At 57.4% G+C, this 17,190-nt stretch carries 9 protein-coding genes; 3 read left to right on the top strand and 6 right to left on the bottom strand.

Annotated features, from left to right (window positions below):
* Window positions 1–12 precede the first annotated feature (12 nt).
* From wbpD to AMM41_RS08680, 6 genes are all read right to left on the bottom strand, one after another.
* Window positions 13–600, bottom strand: coding sequence for a UDP-2-acetamido-3-amino-2,3-dideoxy-D-glucuronate N-acetyltransferase (gene wbpD, locus AMM41_RS08705; protein WP_089956447.1), 588 nt, complete (start codon window positions 598–600; stop codon window positions 13–15).
* A 19-nt stretch (window positions 601–619) separates the two neighbouring features.
* Window positions 620–1,570 (bottom strand): Gfo/Idh/MocA family oxidoreductase, encoded by a 951-nt coding sequence (locus AMM41_RS08700; RefSeq protein ID WP_089956444.1) that lies wholly within the window; start codon window positions 1,568–1,570, stop codon window positions 620–622.
* 26 nt (window positions 1,571–1,596) lie between these two features.
* Window positions 1,597–2,895: a nucleotide sugar dehydrogenase gene (locus AMM41_RS08695; protein ID WP_089956442.1), complete on the bottom strand. Its 1,299-nt coding sequence runs from the start codon at window positions 2,893–2,895 to the stop codon at window positions 1,597–1,599.
* A 72-nt stretch (window positions 2,896–2,967) separates the two neighbouring features.
* Window positions 2,968–4,143, bottom strand: a complete 1,176-nt coding sequence (locus tag AMM41_RS08690; protein WP_089956439.1) for a GumC family protein — start codon at window positions 4,141–4,143, stop codon at window positions 2,968–2,970.
* A gap of 93 nt (window positions 4,144–4,236) precedes the next feature.
* Window positions 4,237–6,618, bottom strand: a complete 2,382-nt coding sequence (locus AMM41_RS08685) for a polysaccharide biosynthesis/export family protein (protein WP_089956436.1) — start codon at window positions 6,616–6,618, stop codon at window positions 4,237–4,239.
* 741 nt (window positions 6,619–7,359) lie between these two features.
* Window positions 7,360–7,884 carry a transcription termination/antitermination protein NusG gene (locus AMM41_RS08680; protein ID WP_089956433.1) on the bottom strand — a complete coding sequence of 175 codons (525 nt, stop codon included), beginning with the start codon at window positions 7,882–7,884 and terminating at the stop codon, window positions 7,360–7,362.
* A 436-nt stretch (window positions 7,885–8,320) separates the two neighbouring features.
* On the opposite strand from AMM41_RS08680, the gene AMM41_RS22420 reads away from it, so the two are divergent.
* The 3 genes from AMM41_RS22420 (at window position 8,321) to AMM41_RS08650 (ending at window position 17,190) form a co-directional block, all read left to right on the top strand.
* Window positions 8,321–13,549: a peroxidase family protein gene (locus AMM41_RS22420; protein ID WP_304438326.1), complete on the top strand. Its 5,229-nt coding sequence runs from the start codon at window positions 8,321–8,323 to the stop codon at window positions 13,547–13,549.
* 93 nt (window positions 13,550–13,642) lie between these two features.
* Window positions 13,643–14,917 (top strand): TolC family protein, encoded by a 1,275-nt coding sequence (locus AMM41_RS08655; RefSeq protein WP_194944678.1) that lies wholly within the window; start codon window positions 13,643–13,645, stop codon window positions 14,915–14,917.
* A complete protein-coding gene (locus tag AMM41_RS08650; RefSeq protein WP_089956429.1) occupies window positions 14,914–17,190 on the top strand; it encodes a type I secretion system permease/ATPase in 2,277 nt (758 codons plus the stop codon). The genes AMM41_RS08655 and AMM41_RS08650 overlap by 4 nt, the downstream gene beginning before the upstream one ends.

Here is a 17,190-nt window from a genome sequence, read left to right as displayed (position 1 = left end):
GGCTTAGCTCCATTAGGCGGGGTTGTTTTGTGGTTGCAGACCGCTGGCTTGCAGGGTGTAGACCTGGCCGCTGTGGGGGCAGGTGTAATGGCCTTCGCCTTGCAGGGGCAGTGGGATTTGTTCGCCAAATTCGCTCATCCAGCCCACTTGTCGGGCGGGCACGCCGACCATGAGGGCGTAGGGCTTGACGTCTTTGTTGACCACGGCACCTGCGCCCACAAAGGCATATTCACCAATGGTGACACCACAGACCACGGTGCAGTTGGCACCAAGGGTGGCGCCCTTTTTGACCAGGGTGTTGCGGTATTCGTTTTTGCGCTCAATCAGGGCGCGGGGGTTGTGCACGTTGGTGAAGACCATGCTGGGGCCGCAGAAGACGCCCTCTTCCAGCGTGACGTTGTCGTACACGCTGACGTTGTTTTGCACTTTGCAGCGGTCGCCAATGGTGACTTGGTTGCCCACGAACACGTTTTGACCCAGGGACACGCCTTGGCCGATTTTTGCGCCGCCGCAGACGTGGACAAAGTGCCACACGCGGGAGCCTGCGCCAATTTGTGCGCCTTCGTCGACGATGGCTGAGGGGTGGACGGTGTAGGACATCTTGGGGTGACAGGGGTGTTTAACTGCGCAGGGCTGCGACGAAAGGGTGAACTTCGCCTTGCTCGCCCTTGACCACTTGGGCTGTGCGAATGACGTTGACGGTTTCGATGCAGTGGCGGGCGTCAATCAAGCCATAACCCCGCCCAGCCAGGATCTCACTGTAGCTGGTGGTGTGCAGGTCGGTAAATCCTTCGCTGAATTCGAGCTGTTCACCACTGATGTCGATGTTGCGGTAGGTGGTTTTTTTGCCTTGAACGTCGGCGGGCAGGTCGTTAGCGTCAATCGACAGGAACCAGCGCACGCGGGCGCGTTCGTATTCCAGGTAACCTGCGGCTTTTTGAGTGTCTGCGTAATGCACCACATTGCGCTGCAGTTTGCCAAAAATGAAGTGCAGCATGTCGTAGAAGTGCACGCCAATGTTGGTGGCCACACCAAAAGATTTGCGGTTGTCGCCTTTCCAGCTTTCCATGTACCACTTGCCACGGCTGGTGATATAGGTCAGCTCGACATCAAACTTGGTGTCGGCCGGGGCGGCTGCGACTTTGTCCCGCAACTTCAAAATGGCGTCGTGGTGGCGCAGCTGCAAGATGTTGTAAACGCGTTTGCCTGTTTCTTGTTCCACCAAAGCCAGTTCATCCAAGAGTTCGGGTGTGGGGACGAGAGGTTTTTCACAGATGACGTCACAGCCCAGGCGCAGGCCTGCAGCAATGTGGGAGTGGTGCAGGTAGTTGGGCGAGCAGATGGCCACGTAGTCGAGGCGGGTGGCGGGATTGCGTTGGAGTTGGTGGGCAAATTCTTGAAAGCGCTCAAACTCTGTGAAGAATTCGCTGTGCGGCGAAATGCTGTCGATGATTCCGACTGAGTCGTTGATGTCGTAGGCCACAGAAAGGTTGTGGCCAAGATCTTTGATGGCCCGCATGTGGCGGGGAGCAATGTAGCCGGCAGCGCCGATGAGTGCGAAGTTTTTCATAGTGGTTTGAAGGGATGTGGCTGCGCTTAGAAGCGGAAGACGGTGAAGCCGGCTTCGGCCATGGCGTGGCGGTCGTACAGGGTTTTGAGGTCTGCGGCCACGGGCTGGTGAGTGGTGGTGCAGTAGCTTTTGAGGGTTACGGGTGTCAATGCGCGAAACTCTTGGTGACCCACAGCGATGACAAGACTGTCAACAGGGTTTTGGGCGCTGATGTTGCCCAAGGTGATGCCGTATTCGTGCTCAACTTCTGCGGTGTCAGCCCAGGGGTCTGTCACCACAACACTCACGCCCCAGGCTTGTAACTCTTTGACCAAGTCGGCCACTTTGCTGTTGCGGATATCGGGGCAGTTTTCCTTAAAGGTGATGCCCATGACGCCCACTGTGCTGCGGGCCACGTCGATACCGTTTTGCAGCATGCGTTTGATGACCGCACGCGCGGCGTAGCGGGCCATGTTGTCGTTGATGCGACGGCCAGCCAAGATGACTTGGGGGTTATAGCCCACCTCTTCGGCTTTGTGGGTAAGGTAATAAGGGTCCACACCAATGCAGTGACCGCCCACCATGCCGGGGCGAAAGGGCAAGAAGTTCCATTTGCTGCCTGCGGCCTCCAGCACTTCAAGTGTGTCGATGCCGAGCCTATCGAAGATGACCGACAACTCATTGACGAAGGCAATGTTCAGGTCACGCTGGCTGTTCTCGATGACTTTGGCGGCTTCGGCCACTTTGAGGCTGCTGGCTTTCCAAGTACCGGCTTTGATGATGTCGTTATAGAGTGCGTCAACCTCATCGGCCACTTCTGGCGTGCTGCCGCTGGTGATTTTGCGGATGGTGATGAGGGTGTTGACTTTGTCACCAGGATTGATGCGCTCAGGACTGTAGCCGCAGAAAAAGTCTTGGTTGAATTTCAGACCGCTGAATTTTTCGAGCACGGGCACACAAACTTCTTCCGTAGCGCCGGGGTAGACGGTGGATTCGTAAATGACGATGTCACCTGCCTTGAGCACTTTGCCCACGGTCTCGCTGGCTTTGACCAAGGGCGTCATGTCAGGGCGGTTGGCTTGGTCCACCGGGGTGGGCACGGTCACGATGTAGATGTGCGCCGCTTGCAGGTCGGCCACTTGGGCGCTGTAGCGCAGGTGTGTGGCGCTTTGAAGTTCTTGGGGGCTGCATTCGAGGGTGTGGTCTTTCCCAGACTGCAACTCGGTGATGCGTGTTTGGTTGATGTCAAAACCGATGGTGGTGCGGTGTTTGCCAAATTCAACGGCCAGCGGCAATCCGACGTAGCCGAGGCCAATGATGGCGATGGTTTTATTTTGGTGGGTCATAGGCTGAGTTGGGTTGGTAAATCAAGCACCGACATTGACTTCGATGTCGACTGCGATCGTGATGGTGTGTTTTTATCGGCCAATGGCTTTGCGCCACGAAGCTTGAACATCGCTGAGTTTTTGTGCGGATGCCTTGTTTTGACCCGCGTTGCGCAGGGCCTGACGGATGAAGACAAACAGCAACAGGGCAAATCCTGTGGCCAGGGTGGCGATGATGGCAATCAAGGCTCTTAGAGGTTTGCTTTTGAGCTCAGGGGGCTGGGCAGCGTCGAGCACTTGGATGTTGGCACCTTCGCGTGACTCATCCACTTTGGCCATTTCGAATTGTTTGGCAAACAGTTCGAACAGGGTTTCTTGGTATTTGTAGTCGCGGTATTTGGTGACGTAGTCGCCTTGGGCGCCGCCCTGCCCTTTGCTTGCGCCGCTGCTGTCTTGTGATTGTTTGGCCAGTTGGGCACGCAGGGTGGCCAGCTCGGTCAGGGCTTGTTTGAAGTCGGGAGCGCTTTCGGCCAAGTAGCCACGCATGGCCCCGAGCTTGACTTCTTGCACGGTGACCTGTGCTTGCAGTGCGGCCACGGCGGCCACGGCCGATTGGGGGTTGGCTTTGAGCACGTCGCCCGAGATGCCGGTTTCTTTGAGGGCAATGTCAGCCTGGGTGAGTTTGTCTTTGGTTTGCTGGAGCTGCTTTTCAAAGAATTGGCGGCGTTGCTGCGCTTCGGTCACGGCCAAGCGGCCCATGAGTTTGGTCAGCTCTTGCACATGGGCGTTGGCCATGTCGGCTGCCATTTGGGGGTCGGTGTCGTCGACTTTGACGGTGATGAGGCCGTCTTTGCCGCTGGCGATTTTGACTTTGCTTTCGAGTGTTTTGCGGGCTTCGGATTTGAATTTGGCTTCGTAGCGTTCTGTGAGCTTGAAGCGCTCGATCAGGGCGTCTTCGATGCTGTTGCTTTTGAGAAAGGCCACGTATTGGTCGGCCGGGTTTTTAAGGCCGGTGGCCGCGCCAGCCAAGCCGCCGAGTGCGCCCAAACTGGCGAGCATGCTGGCGGCCATGCCTTGCTGTTGTTGTGGGGGCAAAAAGCTGGTTTCGGCCGTGAAGGTGGGCTTGACCAAAAAAGTCCCCCCTAAAGCCAACACACCCACAGCCAGTGGCCCGAGTACAAGCAAACGCAGGTTATCAACAACAGTGTGCAGCAGGTCAAGCAAGCTGATTTCGTCTTCGGCTTCTGAGGCGTGGGTTGTATCGGTCATGTGTATTTGGATGGCACTTGTCGGGGCTCAAGCCGCCGAACTACAAAGGCTGCAGGGTTTGCAGGTCGGTGATTTCGAGTCCGACCTTTGGCCTTACTTCAGGGTTTTCAGAGCAGCGACACCAATGCCAAATTGGTAGAGGATGGCGGTCCAGTCTTTGGCACCCTGAATGAACTGGGTGTAGGCGCTGCGGCGGTCGAGCTCTTCGGGCACAAAAATCGTGTCGCCGGGCTGCATGAGGGTGCTCATGAATTGGCTGTTGCCCCGGCCCGTCCAGCTGCGTTGGGCTTTGTTGGCTTGCACGGTGCCGTCGGCACGGATGAGCAAGGCCGCATCGAGGTTGGCTGTGGCGGTGGGGCCTGCTTTTTCGATGTATTCGCCCACCGTATAACCCACTTTGTGAATGAAGCTGGTTTCGGCTTGCACCGCCCCCACCACACCCACAAAGCTGGGTTTGTGTGGCACGGTGATGCTGTCACCGTCTTCGAGCACGATGTGGGGCAGCTGGGTGTCGGCCGCTGACATTTCGAGTGCAATGCGGCCGCTGGCTTGCAGGCCCTCAAGCCGCTTGAGCAACAGACGCTGGCCAGCGATTTGCGATTGGGCGGCGTTGGTTTTTTCTGAGTCGATGGCGTTTTGCAGCTGGGTGGCGGCCTGGTTGTTGATGTCTTGCTCCATCTTGCGAATGGCTTTGTCCAGGTTGGCTTGTTGCTCGCGGCGGGTGCTTTCGCGGGTAAAGACGGTGCCGTAGGCGTAGGCGTTGCGGCTGAAGCCACCCACACGGTCGAGCAGTTGCATCAGGGTTTCGCCAGGTTTGACTTCGTAGATGCCGGGCACTTTGACTTCGCCACCAATGCGCACAAACTGGGTGCGTTGCTCGATGGGCACGGGCAAGTCTTTGACCCCAAACACGGTGACCACGTCGCCCACTTGCAGCGGCAGGTTGTGTGCGGGGTCTTTGTCTTGAATGGCTTTTTTCAGGTTGAAGGGGATGAGCCGGGTTTTGACCTGCTGGGCATCCAAGCGCTCGATGGCGGCGTAGTCCCAGTTGATTTCCTCGAGCAGATTTTTGACGTCGTTGATGACGCGGTCACTCGAGACGTTTTTGCCCGTCTCGTATTGCACGATGATGTTTTTGCGGGTGTAGTAGTCGCCTTGAATCAGGGCTTGGGGCTCGGGAATCAGGTCGGCAATGCGCATGCCAGCTTGAAAGCTGTAGCGAAGGGGGGCGGCCACGTTGCCGCGCAGGGTGACTGCGTTGGAAAACTGGGGGCCCACAGGGAACAAGGTGAGCACGTCACCGTCGCGCACCGTGCTTTGCAGGCCTTGTGCGTCCAGGCTGCGCTCTTGCACACTGCGTGGGGCTTGTTTGTTGGCGGTGTCAATGCGCTCCACCAGCGCTTTGTGCGGCGTGGTGATGACCTTGATGCCGCCGCTGTATTGAAGCAGTTGGGCCAGCGTTTCTTGCGCTTGGCGCAGTTCATAAATGGCCGGTGCGTCCAGAGCCCCCAACACCGCCACACGCGGGCCAGCCGGGGGGATGACGATCACGTCACCGGGCAAGAGCTGGGCGTCGCCTTCGGTGCGACCGCTGTGAATGAAGGCATACAGGTCGAGCGTGGTGACGGTTTTGCCCGCCCTGACCAGCTGAATGTGGCGCATGCTGCCCGTGGCAGACGGTCCACCGCTTTCAAACAAGGTGCTCAGCAAACTGGACATGCCGGGCACGGTGTAAGCACCGGGCTGGCGGGCCTGGCCCACCACATAGACCTGGATGCTGCGCAGGCGGCCGAGCGTGGCGTTGAGTTCGAAGTTGTTGAAGACGCGGCCAATGTGCGATTTGAGCGTTTTTTCGAGCTGATCGGCGCGAGTGCCCGCCACGGTGACGGTGCCAACTTTGGGGATGCTGATTTGTCCGTTGCGGTCAACCGTCAGGCGCTGGGCCATGTCCACCGAGCCCCAGAGCTTGAGGTCGATGTCGTCACCGGGGCCCAAGACGTAACCAGCAGGCACAGGCAAGTTGGCCAGTGCGCTGTACTTTTGGCCATTAAAAAGGTTGTAGCCGTGCAAGGACAAGTCGCGGCCAGTGGCGTTTTGCACAAAACGCTGAAATTGGTTGGTCCCCAAAGCCGGGCGTTCAGCGCTTGCCCCTTGAACCACAGGGCCTGTGCCCTGCCCCATGTCGCCATAGGCGCCCAAGGGGTTGGCCCCTCCCGAAACCGCAGCACCCAGTGGTGACCGCATGGACGGCACGGGGTTTGGCAAGCCACCGGGGGCCTGAACATTCAAAGGGGCTGCACCACCGACACCGCTGCTGCCCAAAGAACCGTTGGCCGTCGGCATGACGCCTATGCTGTCCTGGGCATGCAAAGCGCCCCCCGCCAGACACAGTGCCGTCAACACCAGTCCACGCCAGACCCAGCCTTGAGTCTGTGCCGACCAAACAGAAGAGGTGATTTTCAAAGGGCTGGGCATGAGATCAATCAATATCGGATACGGGGTATCGTCTTAATAGAAATAGCGCCATTTCAACAGGCAGGCTACCGCAGTGTTTCAAGCACGAAAATGCCAACACAACCGGCGATTGTAGGTTTATTACTGATACTTAACTGACATAAAAATACAATTTGTAAATATTTATATTTAATAAATTCAATGAATTGCTTTTTGTAATGTTTTAATGAAACATATGCGTTAATTGATTTAATCGATAAAATAATTAGCAAAATTAATAAATTTTTAAAACAGCTTGGCCTGATGGCATTTTTTGTAGGAGACCCGCCACCGGGGCGATGGGGGGTGGTCTGCGGGGCGTATCTATCTTGTGTAGGAGCCCCGCCCTCGGGGCGATGGGTCGTGGTGTACGGGTGTATCTATCTTGTGTGGGAGCCCCGCCCTCGGGGCGATGGGTCGTGGTCTGCGGGGGTATCTATCTTGTGTGGGAGCCCCGCCCTCGGGGCGATGGGTCGTGGTCTGCGGGGGTTATCGCGACGGGGGCGTCGCTCCTACAGGGGGCAGGTCATGCCCTTTTGTTGATGGGAGTGGTATGCGAGGGTCATCGCGACGGGGGCGTCGCTCCTACAGGGGGATGCCCTGCATTTTGTGGGAGCCCCGCCCTCGGGGCGATGGGTGGTGGTCTGCGAGGGTGATCGCGACGGGGGCGTCGCTCCTACGGGGATCGTGTTGTTACCACGGGGGGGCGTCGCTCCTACAGGGTCAGGTGCTCAGTTCGACGTGGTGGTGTTCGACTTTGACCAAGGTGGGGTGGCCCATGATTTGGAGGAGGACGGCGACGCGTTTGCTGGAGACGCTTTGCACGATGCCTTCGAGGCCGCTCAGGGCGCTGTGTTTGAAGAGCACGGTTTGGCCGGGTTTGAGTTGGCTGATTTCGAGCAGGCTGGCGTTGTTGCGCAGGTGTTCGACCTGGCGGATGCGCTCGAGCAGTTCGTCGTCGAGCGAGGCGGGCTCGAAGCCAAAGCGCACCAGGTTGTGGATGCCCTTGGTGCTGCGCACGACCGAAATGCTTTGGTTTTGGCTTTGGGGCCTGAAAAAGATGTACCGGGGAAACATGGGCTCGAACATTTCCACCGGACCGTTGGCGGTTTTTTTGTACTGTTTGTACAGCGGCAGGTAGACCTCAAACGCCTGTTCTTCCAAGTTGAAGCGGGCCACTTTTTCGAGACGGGGTTTGGTGCTGGCCAAGTACCAGCGTGAGGTCATGGGCTGGTGAGGTTCGGTCATGAGGGTGAGCGTGAAATGCGGGCGGGATTTGCAAAAAGTGTCAGTTTCATTTTACGACACCCTCTTGCACAACCAAGGGCTTGAACACGGTCGTTTCCCTGCACAAAGGGCAAAAGCCCTGCCTGAACGCCCCAGCGAATGAGCCAAGTCAGCGCCGACTGTTGCACCCGATTGACCCATGGGCTGCACCAGATCATCACCAATGACAAAAAAGCCGATTAAAACGCTCAGACTTTTGCACCCAAATAGTGCAAATGTCGGAAAAAGTGCGAATTAACTGGTGGAAACCCGCGCAAATCAACAAATGATAAAAGTTACTCCATGTAACTTTTTCGCATTTTTCACAAAAACATTTCGTAACATCTGTCAATCACTTTGATTTTCACAGATTTCTCATATCATGTTAGCACCGTCAACCCAACATTACATGTGAACCATGCTCCTCAATCAAACTGACATCGATTTCATCCTCGCGCAACTCAACTTGCCTGGTAACGACCCACGCCGCGCCTTGACTGGCTTGGGCACCGTTTTGGACCCATCCGGCATCCGTGATGTGGGCGGTGTGGGCAACAACGTCAACAACCCTGGCTGGGGCGCTGTAGACCAAGCCTTTACCCGCTTGACCACTGCGGGCTGGACCAACGCCCAAGGCACGCTGAGCCAATCATTCCAACCCAATAACACCCCGACTTCTTACCAAGTTCGCGACGTGAACCTGTGGGACAGCACGCCCCGCATCATCAGCAACATTGTGGCCAACCAAAGCTCTGCCGCCTTGGCAGCCATTGGTTACCTCACACCCGAAGAGCAACGCCTGGCCGTGCTGGACGACCCCATGACCACCCCCGGTGGACGTGTTTCGCCTTTGACAGGCAACATGAACCCCCTGCCCTACAGCGGCTTCATGACCATGTTTGGTCAGTTCTTTGACCACGGTCTGGACTTTGTGCACAAAGGCTCTGACGGTGTGGTCATGGTGCCATTGTTGCCTGGTGATCCTTTGTATGTTGAAGGCAGCCAGACCAACTTCATGATGGCTTCGCGCACCAACACCATCCACGTGCAAATTGGCGAAGAAACCACCAACACCCTTTTGACCCTGTTGGGCATCAGCGAAACCACCGGCACCCCCGGTTTGCAAACAGCCGTGACCGGCACTGCCGTGTTGGGCAACAGCTTCAGCGGTGTGTTGATGATCAACAACACCGCCATCGAGTTGGCCGCCAACACCACACAACAAGGTTTGTTGGATGCGATCAACGCCAAGTCCAGCACCACCGGCATCGTGGCCTCCTTGAATGGCTCGGGCAACTTGGTGTTGACCCCACCCGCTAACGGCGAAAGTATTAACACGATTTCGCCTTTCATCGATTTGAGCCAGTCTTACGGTTCAGACCCCAGCAAAACCGCCTTTGTGCGCGAATACGACGCCGACATGAAAGTGACTGGCCGCTTGGTCAGTGGCGACGGCGAAGTGGGTGCCGAAGGCATGTCAACTTGGCTGGCCATCAAGGTTAACGCCGAACGCTTGGGCATCATCTTGCACGATGTGAACGTGACAGACACCCCCATGGTGCGCTTGAACGCTGATGGCTCGGTGTTTGTGGGTGCTGCAGGCACCCTGCAAGAAGGTGCCTGGTTGGTGGCCCGCGACGTTTTCTCGGGCAGCGTTTTCTACGTCAAAGACAGCTACATGGCTGCTAACGCCACCGGCACCGTGTTGAATGCCGATGGCACACTGGCATCGGTCAACGTGGACGATCTGCGTTTGCAAACCGTTGGCCACGCCTTCTTGGATGACATGGCCCATGGCGTTCTCAGTGGCACCATGACTGCAGCCGGAGATTTGGTCAACCCCACTTTGTTGAACGCGCACATCATTGCAGGTGACGGCCGTGCCAACGAAAACTTGGGCTTGACTGCCATTCACGAAGTGTTCCACTCCGAGCACAACAATGTGCTCAATGACATCAAAGCTTTGGTGTTTGGTGGCACCGACAGCTCGGGTGTGACCCACGATCCGCGTGCCGATGCGGGCACTTGGACAGGCGAGATGCTGTTCCAAGCGGCCAAAATGGTCACCGAAATGGAATACCAGCACTTGGTGTTTGGTGAATTTGCCCGCAAGTTGAGCCCCAACGTCAACGCTTTTGCCGCCTACGACGTGACCATTGACCCGGCCATCACTGCCGAGTTTGCACATGCTGTTTACCGCTTTGGCCACTCCATGCTGACCGAAAGTGTGGACATGCTGGGCTTTGACGCTACCACGGGTTTGGTCAACGGCGTTGACAACTCCATGGGCTTGATCGAAGCCTTCTTGAACCCCACTGCCTACACGTCCACCACCGCTGGTGAAATTGCATTGGGCATGGGTTCACAAGTGGCCAACGGCATTGACGAATGGGTCACCGGTGCACTGCGCAACAACCTGGTCGGTTTGCCACTGGACTTGGCCACCCTGAACATGGTGCGTGGCCGCGACACTGGCATGGCCAGCTTGAACGCCGTGCGTGCCGATTTGTTTGCACAAACAGGTGATGCACAGCTTAAGCCTTACGACAACTGGCTTGAATTTGGCATGAACCTGGTCCACCACGAGTCTTTGGTGAACTTTGTCATGGCCTATGCGCGTGACACCATCATCATTGAATTCAACGGTGCCGCAGGCGTCAACGTGGGCAACAAAGCCGCATGGGATGCGCTGCAATTGGCTGACGCAGCAACTTACAACACCAAACTGCGTTTGGCAGCAGAAGCCGCTTTGAACGATGTGGGCGGCGTGGGCGACCCCGCCTTCTTGTTGCGCAATGATGGTCTGAACAATGTGGACTTCTGGCTGGGCGGTTTGGCCGAAGCCAAAGTGGCCGGTGGCATGCTGGGCTCGACCTTTGACTTCATCTTTGCCATGCAGATGATCAGCCTGCAAAACTCGGACCGCTTCTATTACTTGGGCCGTTTGGCAGGCACTGACTTGCTGCTGAACATTGAAGGCCAGTTGTTCTCTGACATCGTGTCGCGCAACACCGGTGTGAACCACCTGTACACCGACATTTTCACTGTGGCCGACAGCTACGTTGAAATTGCTGACACCACCGGCACCCTGCCTTTGTGGACCCTGGGCAACGCCTTGGGCAAAGCCGGCTTCATTGGTGACACCTTCTACGGCAACACCGGCAACTATCTCGACTCACGTGGTGTGTTGAACCCCAACGGCAAAGGCAACGCCAGCGAAATGATTGGCGGCACTGATGCGGTCAACAAGATCAACGCAGGCGGCGGCAACGACACCGTGTGGGGTGATGCCGGCAACGACACCATCGAAGGTGGTACGGGCAACGATTTCTTGCACGGCGGTTTGGACAACGACACCATCAACGACTTGGAAGGCGATGACCTGATCTGGGGCGATGAGGGTAACGACACCATCCACGCCGGCGTGGGCATTGACCAAGTCTTTGGTGACGAAGGCAACGACGTCATGTACGGCGGCTTGGGTGGCGACATCATGGACGGCGGCACGGGCGACGACATCATTTTTGGTGACAACGGTGCCATCACGACACGCGTATTCAATGGCGTCACCATCCAGTCCATGGACTCCAACGGCGACGCCGACATCATCAACGGTGGTGACGGTGACGACATCATTTACGGTGGTGGCGGTGTGGACGCCCTTGACGGTGGGGAAGGCAACGACGTGCTGTATGGTGGCGTAGGTGCTGACAACCTGATTGGCTGGACCGGCGACGACACATTCATGATGGACGCTGATGACTTTGGCTTTGCCAACATTCTGGACGGTGGTGACGGTTTTGACACCGTCAACTACTCTGCCAGCGTGGGCAACGGTGTGGGCACAGGTGCCAACCGCCAGGGCGTTAACATCAACTTGAGCAACCTCGGCCCTGCCGTGGTGCCCGGTGTGGCTTTGGCCCCGCAAATTACCGACGCTTACCTGTCGGTTGAAGGTGTGGTGGGCACGGCCTACAACGACACCTTGACCGGTGGCGCCAGTGTGGCCGCAGGCACAGGCTTGTTGCTCGACGCTTTGGGCTTGCCAATCAACTTTGGCACAGTGCTCTTGCCAGTGTTCTTGCCCATGGACTTTGTGCTCGACGGCGGCGCTGGCAACGACTTGATCAATGGCGGCGACGGCAACGACATGTTGATGGGCGGCACAGGCAACGACACCATGGTGGGTGGCTTGGGCGACGACACCTACTTTGTCAATGCTGCTGGCGACGTGGTCACAGAACTGGCTTTGGGCGGCATTGATGAAATCATCACCACCCGCAACACCCAAAGCCTGGCCGCATTGGCCGAAATTGAGAACTTGTCCTTTGACAGCACCAACGGCACAGGCAACTTCACCGGCACCGGCAACGCGGCCAACAACATGATCTCTGGTGGTCAGGGCAACGACACGCTCAACGGCGGTGCAGGCATTGACACCTTGGTGGGTGGCAACGGCAATGACACCTACCAGGTGGACACAACCACCGACGTGATCATTGAAGGTGTGAACGGTGGCAGCGACACCATCAGCACCACCGTCAACATGAACTACACCCTGGTGGGCACCACAGGCATCGAAAACCTGACCATGGGTGGCACCGGCACCGGAACTGGCAACGATGGGAGCAACGTGCTGACCAGCGGCAACGCTGTCAACACCTTGGTGGGCAACGGCGGCAACGACACCTTGATTGGTGGCGGTGGCAACGACACCTTGAACGGCGGTTTGGGCCGAGATGTGTACGCCTACATTGGCGCAGCCACCACAGCCAACTTGGGCACCGACTTGATCCAAGACTTTGTCCGCGGAGAAGACCTGATCGATTTGAGCGCATTGACGGGCTTCACGGGTGGATTCACGTTCATCGGAACAAACGCTTTCACAGCCGATGCCGTGAACCAAGTTCGCATTCAGATCACCGGCGCGACCACCGCCATTCAGATTGACACGAACAACACCACCGCAGCGGAGTTGACCATCAACTTGACTGGCGCCTTCGCCCTGGACGCTACCGACTTTGTGGGTGTGACCGCTGCTGGCGGCAACGTGCCGACTGGCGTGCCTGCAACACCAACAGCTGGCAACGACTTGATCCAGTTGAATCCGGGCGACAACACCCTCAATGCCTTGGCTGGCAACGACATTGTGATGGGCCACACCGGCAACGACACGATTTCAGGTGGTGCAGGCAACGACAACTTGATGGGTGGTGCAGGCAACGACACGCTCAACGGTGATGCAGGCAACGACAACCTGATGGGTGATGCGGGCAACGACATCTTGAGGGGTGGCGCAGGTCTGGACATCTTGACGGGTGGCGCAGGTGCAGATTTGTTCACCTTCAACACCACCTTGAACCGCACGACCAACGTGGACACCATTGCTGACTTCTCGTCGGCCGATGGTGACAAGATCCAACTGGAAAATGCTGTGATGACGCGTCTGCTGACCACAGGCACTCTGAACGCGGCCAACTTCCGTGCGGGCACAGCGGCAGCTGACAACAACGACTACATCGTTTATGACCAAGCCACCGGCCGCCTGTACTACGACGCCGATGGCAACGGTGCCACCCAGTCGGTGTTGTTTGCAACGATCACCAACCCAGGTGTGTTGACCAACAACGACTTTGTGGTGATCTAAACCTGTAATTCGCCGTTGACAGGCACTGGAAAGCTCACGCCTTCCAGTGCCTTTTTTCGGTTTAACCGATCTCTCATGGCCATGACTCTCAAAATGAAAAAACCTTTGACCATGCGTCGCCAACTGGCGACTTTGTCTTTTGCACTGGCCAGTGTGCTGGGACATGCCTCGGCGCATGCCCAAACCACGCCAGAGCCCATGAGCTTTGAAGAGGCTTTGCGCATTGCTGTGACCACACACCCCTCGGTCATCAGCCGCCGCAACGATGTGCAGGCAGCCAATGCCCGACTGGACGCTGCCGTGCGCCAACGCTACCCCGGCTTTCAAGCCCAAACCGGCAAAGACGTCAGTGGCAACGACACCAGCACCATGCGCATTGAAAAGACGCTGTGGAACGGTGGACGCACAGCGGCCGACATTGCAGCAGCAGAAGCTGGCATCAAATCGAGCTATGCCTCGGTGAATTTGGCTCAACAAGAAATCATGGCTCGCGTGATCAGCGCATTCACCGATTTGGGTCGCGTCAAAACGCGTCAGTTGGTGGCGCAATCGAACGTGCAAGAGCACGAACGCCTGGCCGCCCTGATTGGCCGCCGAGTGGAGAGCCAAATCAGCCCCATGAGCGATGGCACCATGGCCAACGCCCGCTTGTCGCAAGCGCGTGCCGAGCTCAACCAGCTGAGTGCCTTGGCCGAACGGGCACAGTCGAGTTTGACCCAAGCTTTGGGCAAACCGGTTGTCGACATTTTGACCCCCAGTTTTCCCAACCTGTCGGGCACCAACGACTTTTTGATTCGCCAAAAAGCGCTGGAATACTCCCCTGCCCTGCGCCGCTTGAGCTCAGAAGAAGCCGTGCTGACGGCGGACATCGAATCGCGCAAAAGCGCTTTGTGGCCACAAATCAAGTTGCGTGCCGAAAAAAACTCGGGCGGCTCGATCAACAAGTCGCAGGTCTACGTGACCATGGACTACCAAACCGGTAATGGCTTTGTGGCTGAGGCACAAGTCAAAGAAGGCATTGCCAAGCTCGAGAGCCTGCGCTCTTCGCGTGAAGCTGCCGAACGCGACGCCCTTGAATCGATCAACGCCGATTTGGCCGATTTGAAGTCACAACAGTTGCAACTCAAAGATTTGCGCGACCAAGTGGCGGCCACCACCGAAGTGTTTGACTCGACCATTCGCCAATATTCGGTCGGCCGCAAAACCTGGATTGATGTCCTCAACTCACAGCGTGAAGTGGCCCAATCTCGTTACGCCCAAGCGGACGCCGAATGGGGCTATTTGCGCTCGGCCATGCGCGTGAACTTATCGACTGGTGACCTGATTCCCGAATCCATGGACATCCAGTCCACGACAGAACAACAATGATCTCCTCTCCCTCTGCAGACACGAATCCTGCGGCCAATTTGGCCGATCCCCTGTCGCAATGCCTGACCCGTTTGGCCTCGATGCAGGGGCACGCTGTGCCCTGGCATCGTTTTGCCATGATGTCGCAAACCCTCGATGGCGCACCCATTGCCGACCTGGACTTGGCAGACAAGGCGGTTGAACTTTGGCGTGCGCGTTTTCCAGCCTCGGACATTTTTGACGCCGACTTTCCCCTCAAACCCTCAGATGCCCCGGCTCTGTGGGTGACCGATGTGGGCAACGATTTGGCCCAGCACTCGGTGTTGGTGGTGTGCGGCATGGTCTCCACTGGGGCTTTGACCTGCGTGGATGCCGAAGGCAAAGCCGTCAACCTGAGCGCTGCCGATGCAGCCAAGGGCCGGGTGCTGGTCATGCGCACCGACGAGCCTTTGGCCAGCGCACAAGACACCGCCACGGGCGCACACGACTTGGGTGCAGACACCAGCAAAGTCAAACGCCGCTCGGCCAAGCAGTGGTTTCGCCACGCCATTGCCAAACGCTGGCGCAGTTTTGCGGAAGGGGCTTTGAGCACGGTCACGGTGAACATCATTGCGCTGGGCTCGTCTTTTTACAGCATGCAGGTCTACGACCGCGTGGTGCCCACACAAGGGTTTTCAACCCTGTGGGTGCTCACGGTGGGTGTGCTCATGGCCATTGTGCTGGAGCTGGTGATGCGCCAGGTGCGCAACCGCTTGGTGGAAAACGCCTGCAAAGCCATTGACGAAGAATTGTCGGGCGTGTTTTTCGGTCACGCACTGGCCATTCGCATGGACCAGCGACCCCGCACCGTGGGCACGTTTGCAGCGCAGATTCGGCACTTCGAGATGGTGCGCAACTTCATGACTTCGTCCACCTTGTTCATTTTTGCCGACGCACCGTTTGCCTTGATGTTTGTGGTGGTGATTGCCATGTTGGCTGGGCCTGTGGCGGTGGTGCCTTTAATCTTCATCCCGATCTCGATTTTGGCTGGTCTGGCGTTCCGGTCCAAACTGGCCAAACTGACCGAGCTGCACATGCAAGAGTCCAACCGCAAAAACGGTTTGCTCATCGAAGCCATTGACGGCATCGAGTCGGTCAAAGCCGCCGGTGCGGAATGGAAAATGCTGGACCGTTGGCGTGCGCTAACCCACTTGTTGGGTCGCGATGAACTGGCGATCAAAAACATCACCAACTTGTCGAGCAACATGACACAAACTCTGCAGCAGCTGAGCTATGTCGGCTTGATGGCGGCGGGTGTGTATGCCATTAACCAAGGCAACTTGACGGTAGGCGGCTTGATTGCTTGCACCATCATCAGCGGTCGCGCTTTGAGCCCAATTGCGCAAATTTCGGGCCTGATGGTGCAGTGGCAACAGGCCCAAACCGCCTTGCGAGGTCTGGACGCCATCATGGCCATGCAGCCCGACAGCCAGCCCGGCGAACGCCGCATGGTGCCCGAGCGGTGCATGGGCAATTTGAAGGTGCAGCAACTGAGCTTTGCCTACAGCGCCGAAGCACCCGCTTTGACCCTTGAAAACCTGAGCATCTCCAACGGTGAACGTGTGGCCGTGTTGGGGGCCGTAGGTTCGGGCAAAACATCCTTGATCAAGGCTTTGTCGGGTTTGTACAAACCCGCCGAGGGCCGCGTGTTTTTGGACAACGTGGACATGAACAACCTGGCCCCGGAGTTTGTGCGCGAACACATTGGTTACTTGCCACAAGACGTGCGTCTGTTTCAGGGCACCTTGCGCGAGAACTTGGCGCTGGGACTGCCCTCGCCCACCGATGAGCAAATCATGCAAGCGGCACGCATGACAGGCTTGGACCGTTTGTTGGGCAGCCACCCCAAGGGGCTGGGCATCGAGATCTCTGAAGGCGGGCGAGGTTTGTCCGGTGGACAGCGCCAACTGGTGGGTTTGACCCGCTTGGTGCTGGCCCAGCCACGCATCATGCTGCTGGACGAGCCCACCGCTTCGATGGACCCACAACTCGAAGAGCAAGTGGCCGAACGCGTGTTTGGCACCCGGCCCACCGACACCACGCTGGTGGTCGTCACGCACAAACCGGCCATGCTGCGCTACTTCAGCCGCATCATCATTTTGGACAAAGGCAAGGTGGTGGCCGACGGACCCCGAGACGAAATTTTGCGCCGTCTGCGTGACACACAAGCCCAAATGCAATTGCAGCGTCAAGTCGCCACCAACTCACCAGCGCCTGCGGGCCAGAGCAACCCTACAGCGAACCAAGCCACCTGA

The organism is Limnohabitans sp. 2KL-3 (genome assembly GCF_001269405.1).
GTDB lineage: Bacteria > Pseudomonadota > Gammaproteobacteria > Burkholderiales > Burkholderiaceae_C > Limnohabitans_A.
The sequence above is the reverse complement of the archived record's forward strand: the minus strand, read 5'-3'. Positions and strand labels throughout refer to the sequence as shown.

Coding starts and splice junctions, on each gene's coding strand:
- AMM41_RS08685 (WP_089956436.1), bottom strand. CDS start 6,618: ATGCCCAGCCCTTTGAAAATCACCTCTTCTGTTTGGTCGGCACAGACT.
- AMM41_RS22420 (WP_304438326.1), top strand. CDS start 8,321: ATGCTCCTCAATCAAACTGACATCGATTTCATCCTCGCGCAACTCAAC.
- AMM41_RS08680 (WP_089956433.1), bottom strand. CDS start 7,884: ATGACCGAACCTCACCAGCCCATGACCTCACGCTGGTACTTGGCCAGC.
- AMM41_RS08700 (WP_089956444.1), bottom strand. CDS start 1,570: ATGAAAAACTTCGCACTCATCGGCGCTGCCGGCTACATTGCTCCCCGC.
- wbpD (WP_089956447.1), bottom strand. CDS start 600: ATGTCCTACACCGTCCACCCCTCAGCCATCGTCGACGAAGGCGCACAA.
- AMM41_RS08695 (WP_089956442.1), bottom strand. CDS start 2,895: ATGACCCACCAAAATAAAACCATCGCCATCATTGGCCTCGGCTACGTC.
- AMM41_RS08650 (WP_089956429.1), top strand. CDS start 14,914: ATGATCTCCTCTCCCTCTGCAGACACGAATCCTGCGGCCAATTTGGCC.
- AMM41_RS08690 (WP_089956439.1), bottom strand. CDS start 4,143: ATGACCGATACAACCCACGCCTCAGAAGCCGAAGACGAAATCAGCTTG.
- AMM41_RS08655 (WP_194944678.1), top strand. CDS start 13,643: ATGAAAAAACCTTTGACCATGCGTCGCCAACTGGCGACTTTGTCTTTT.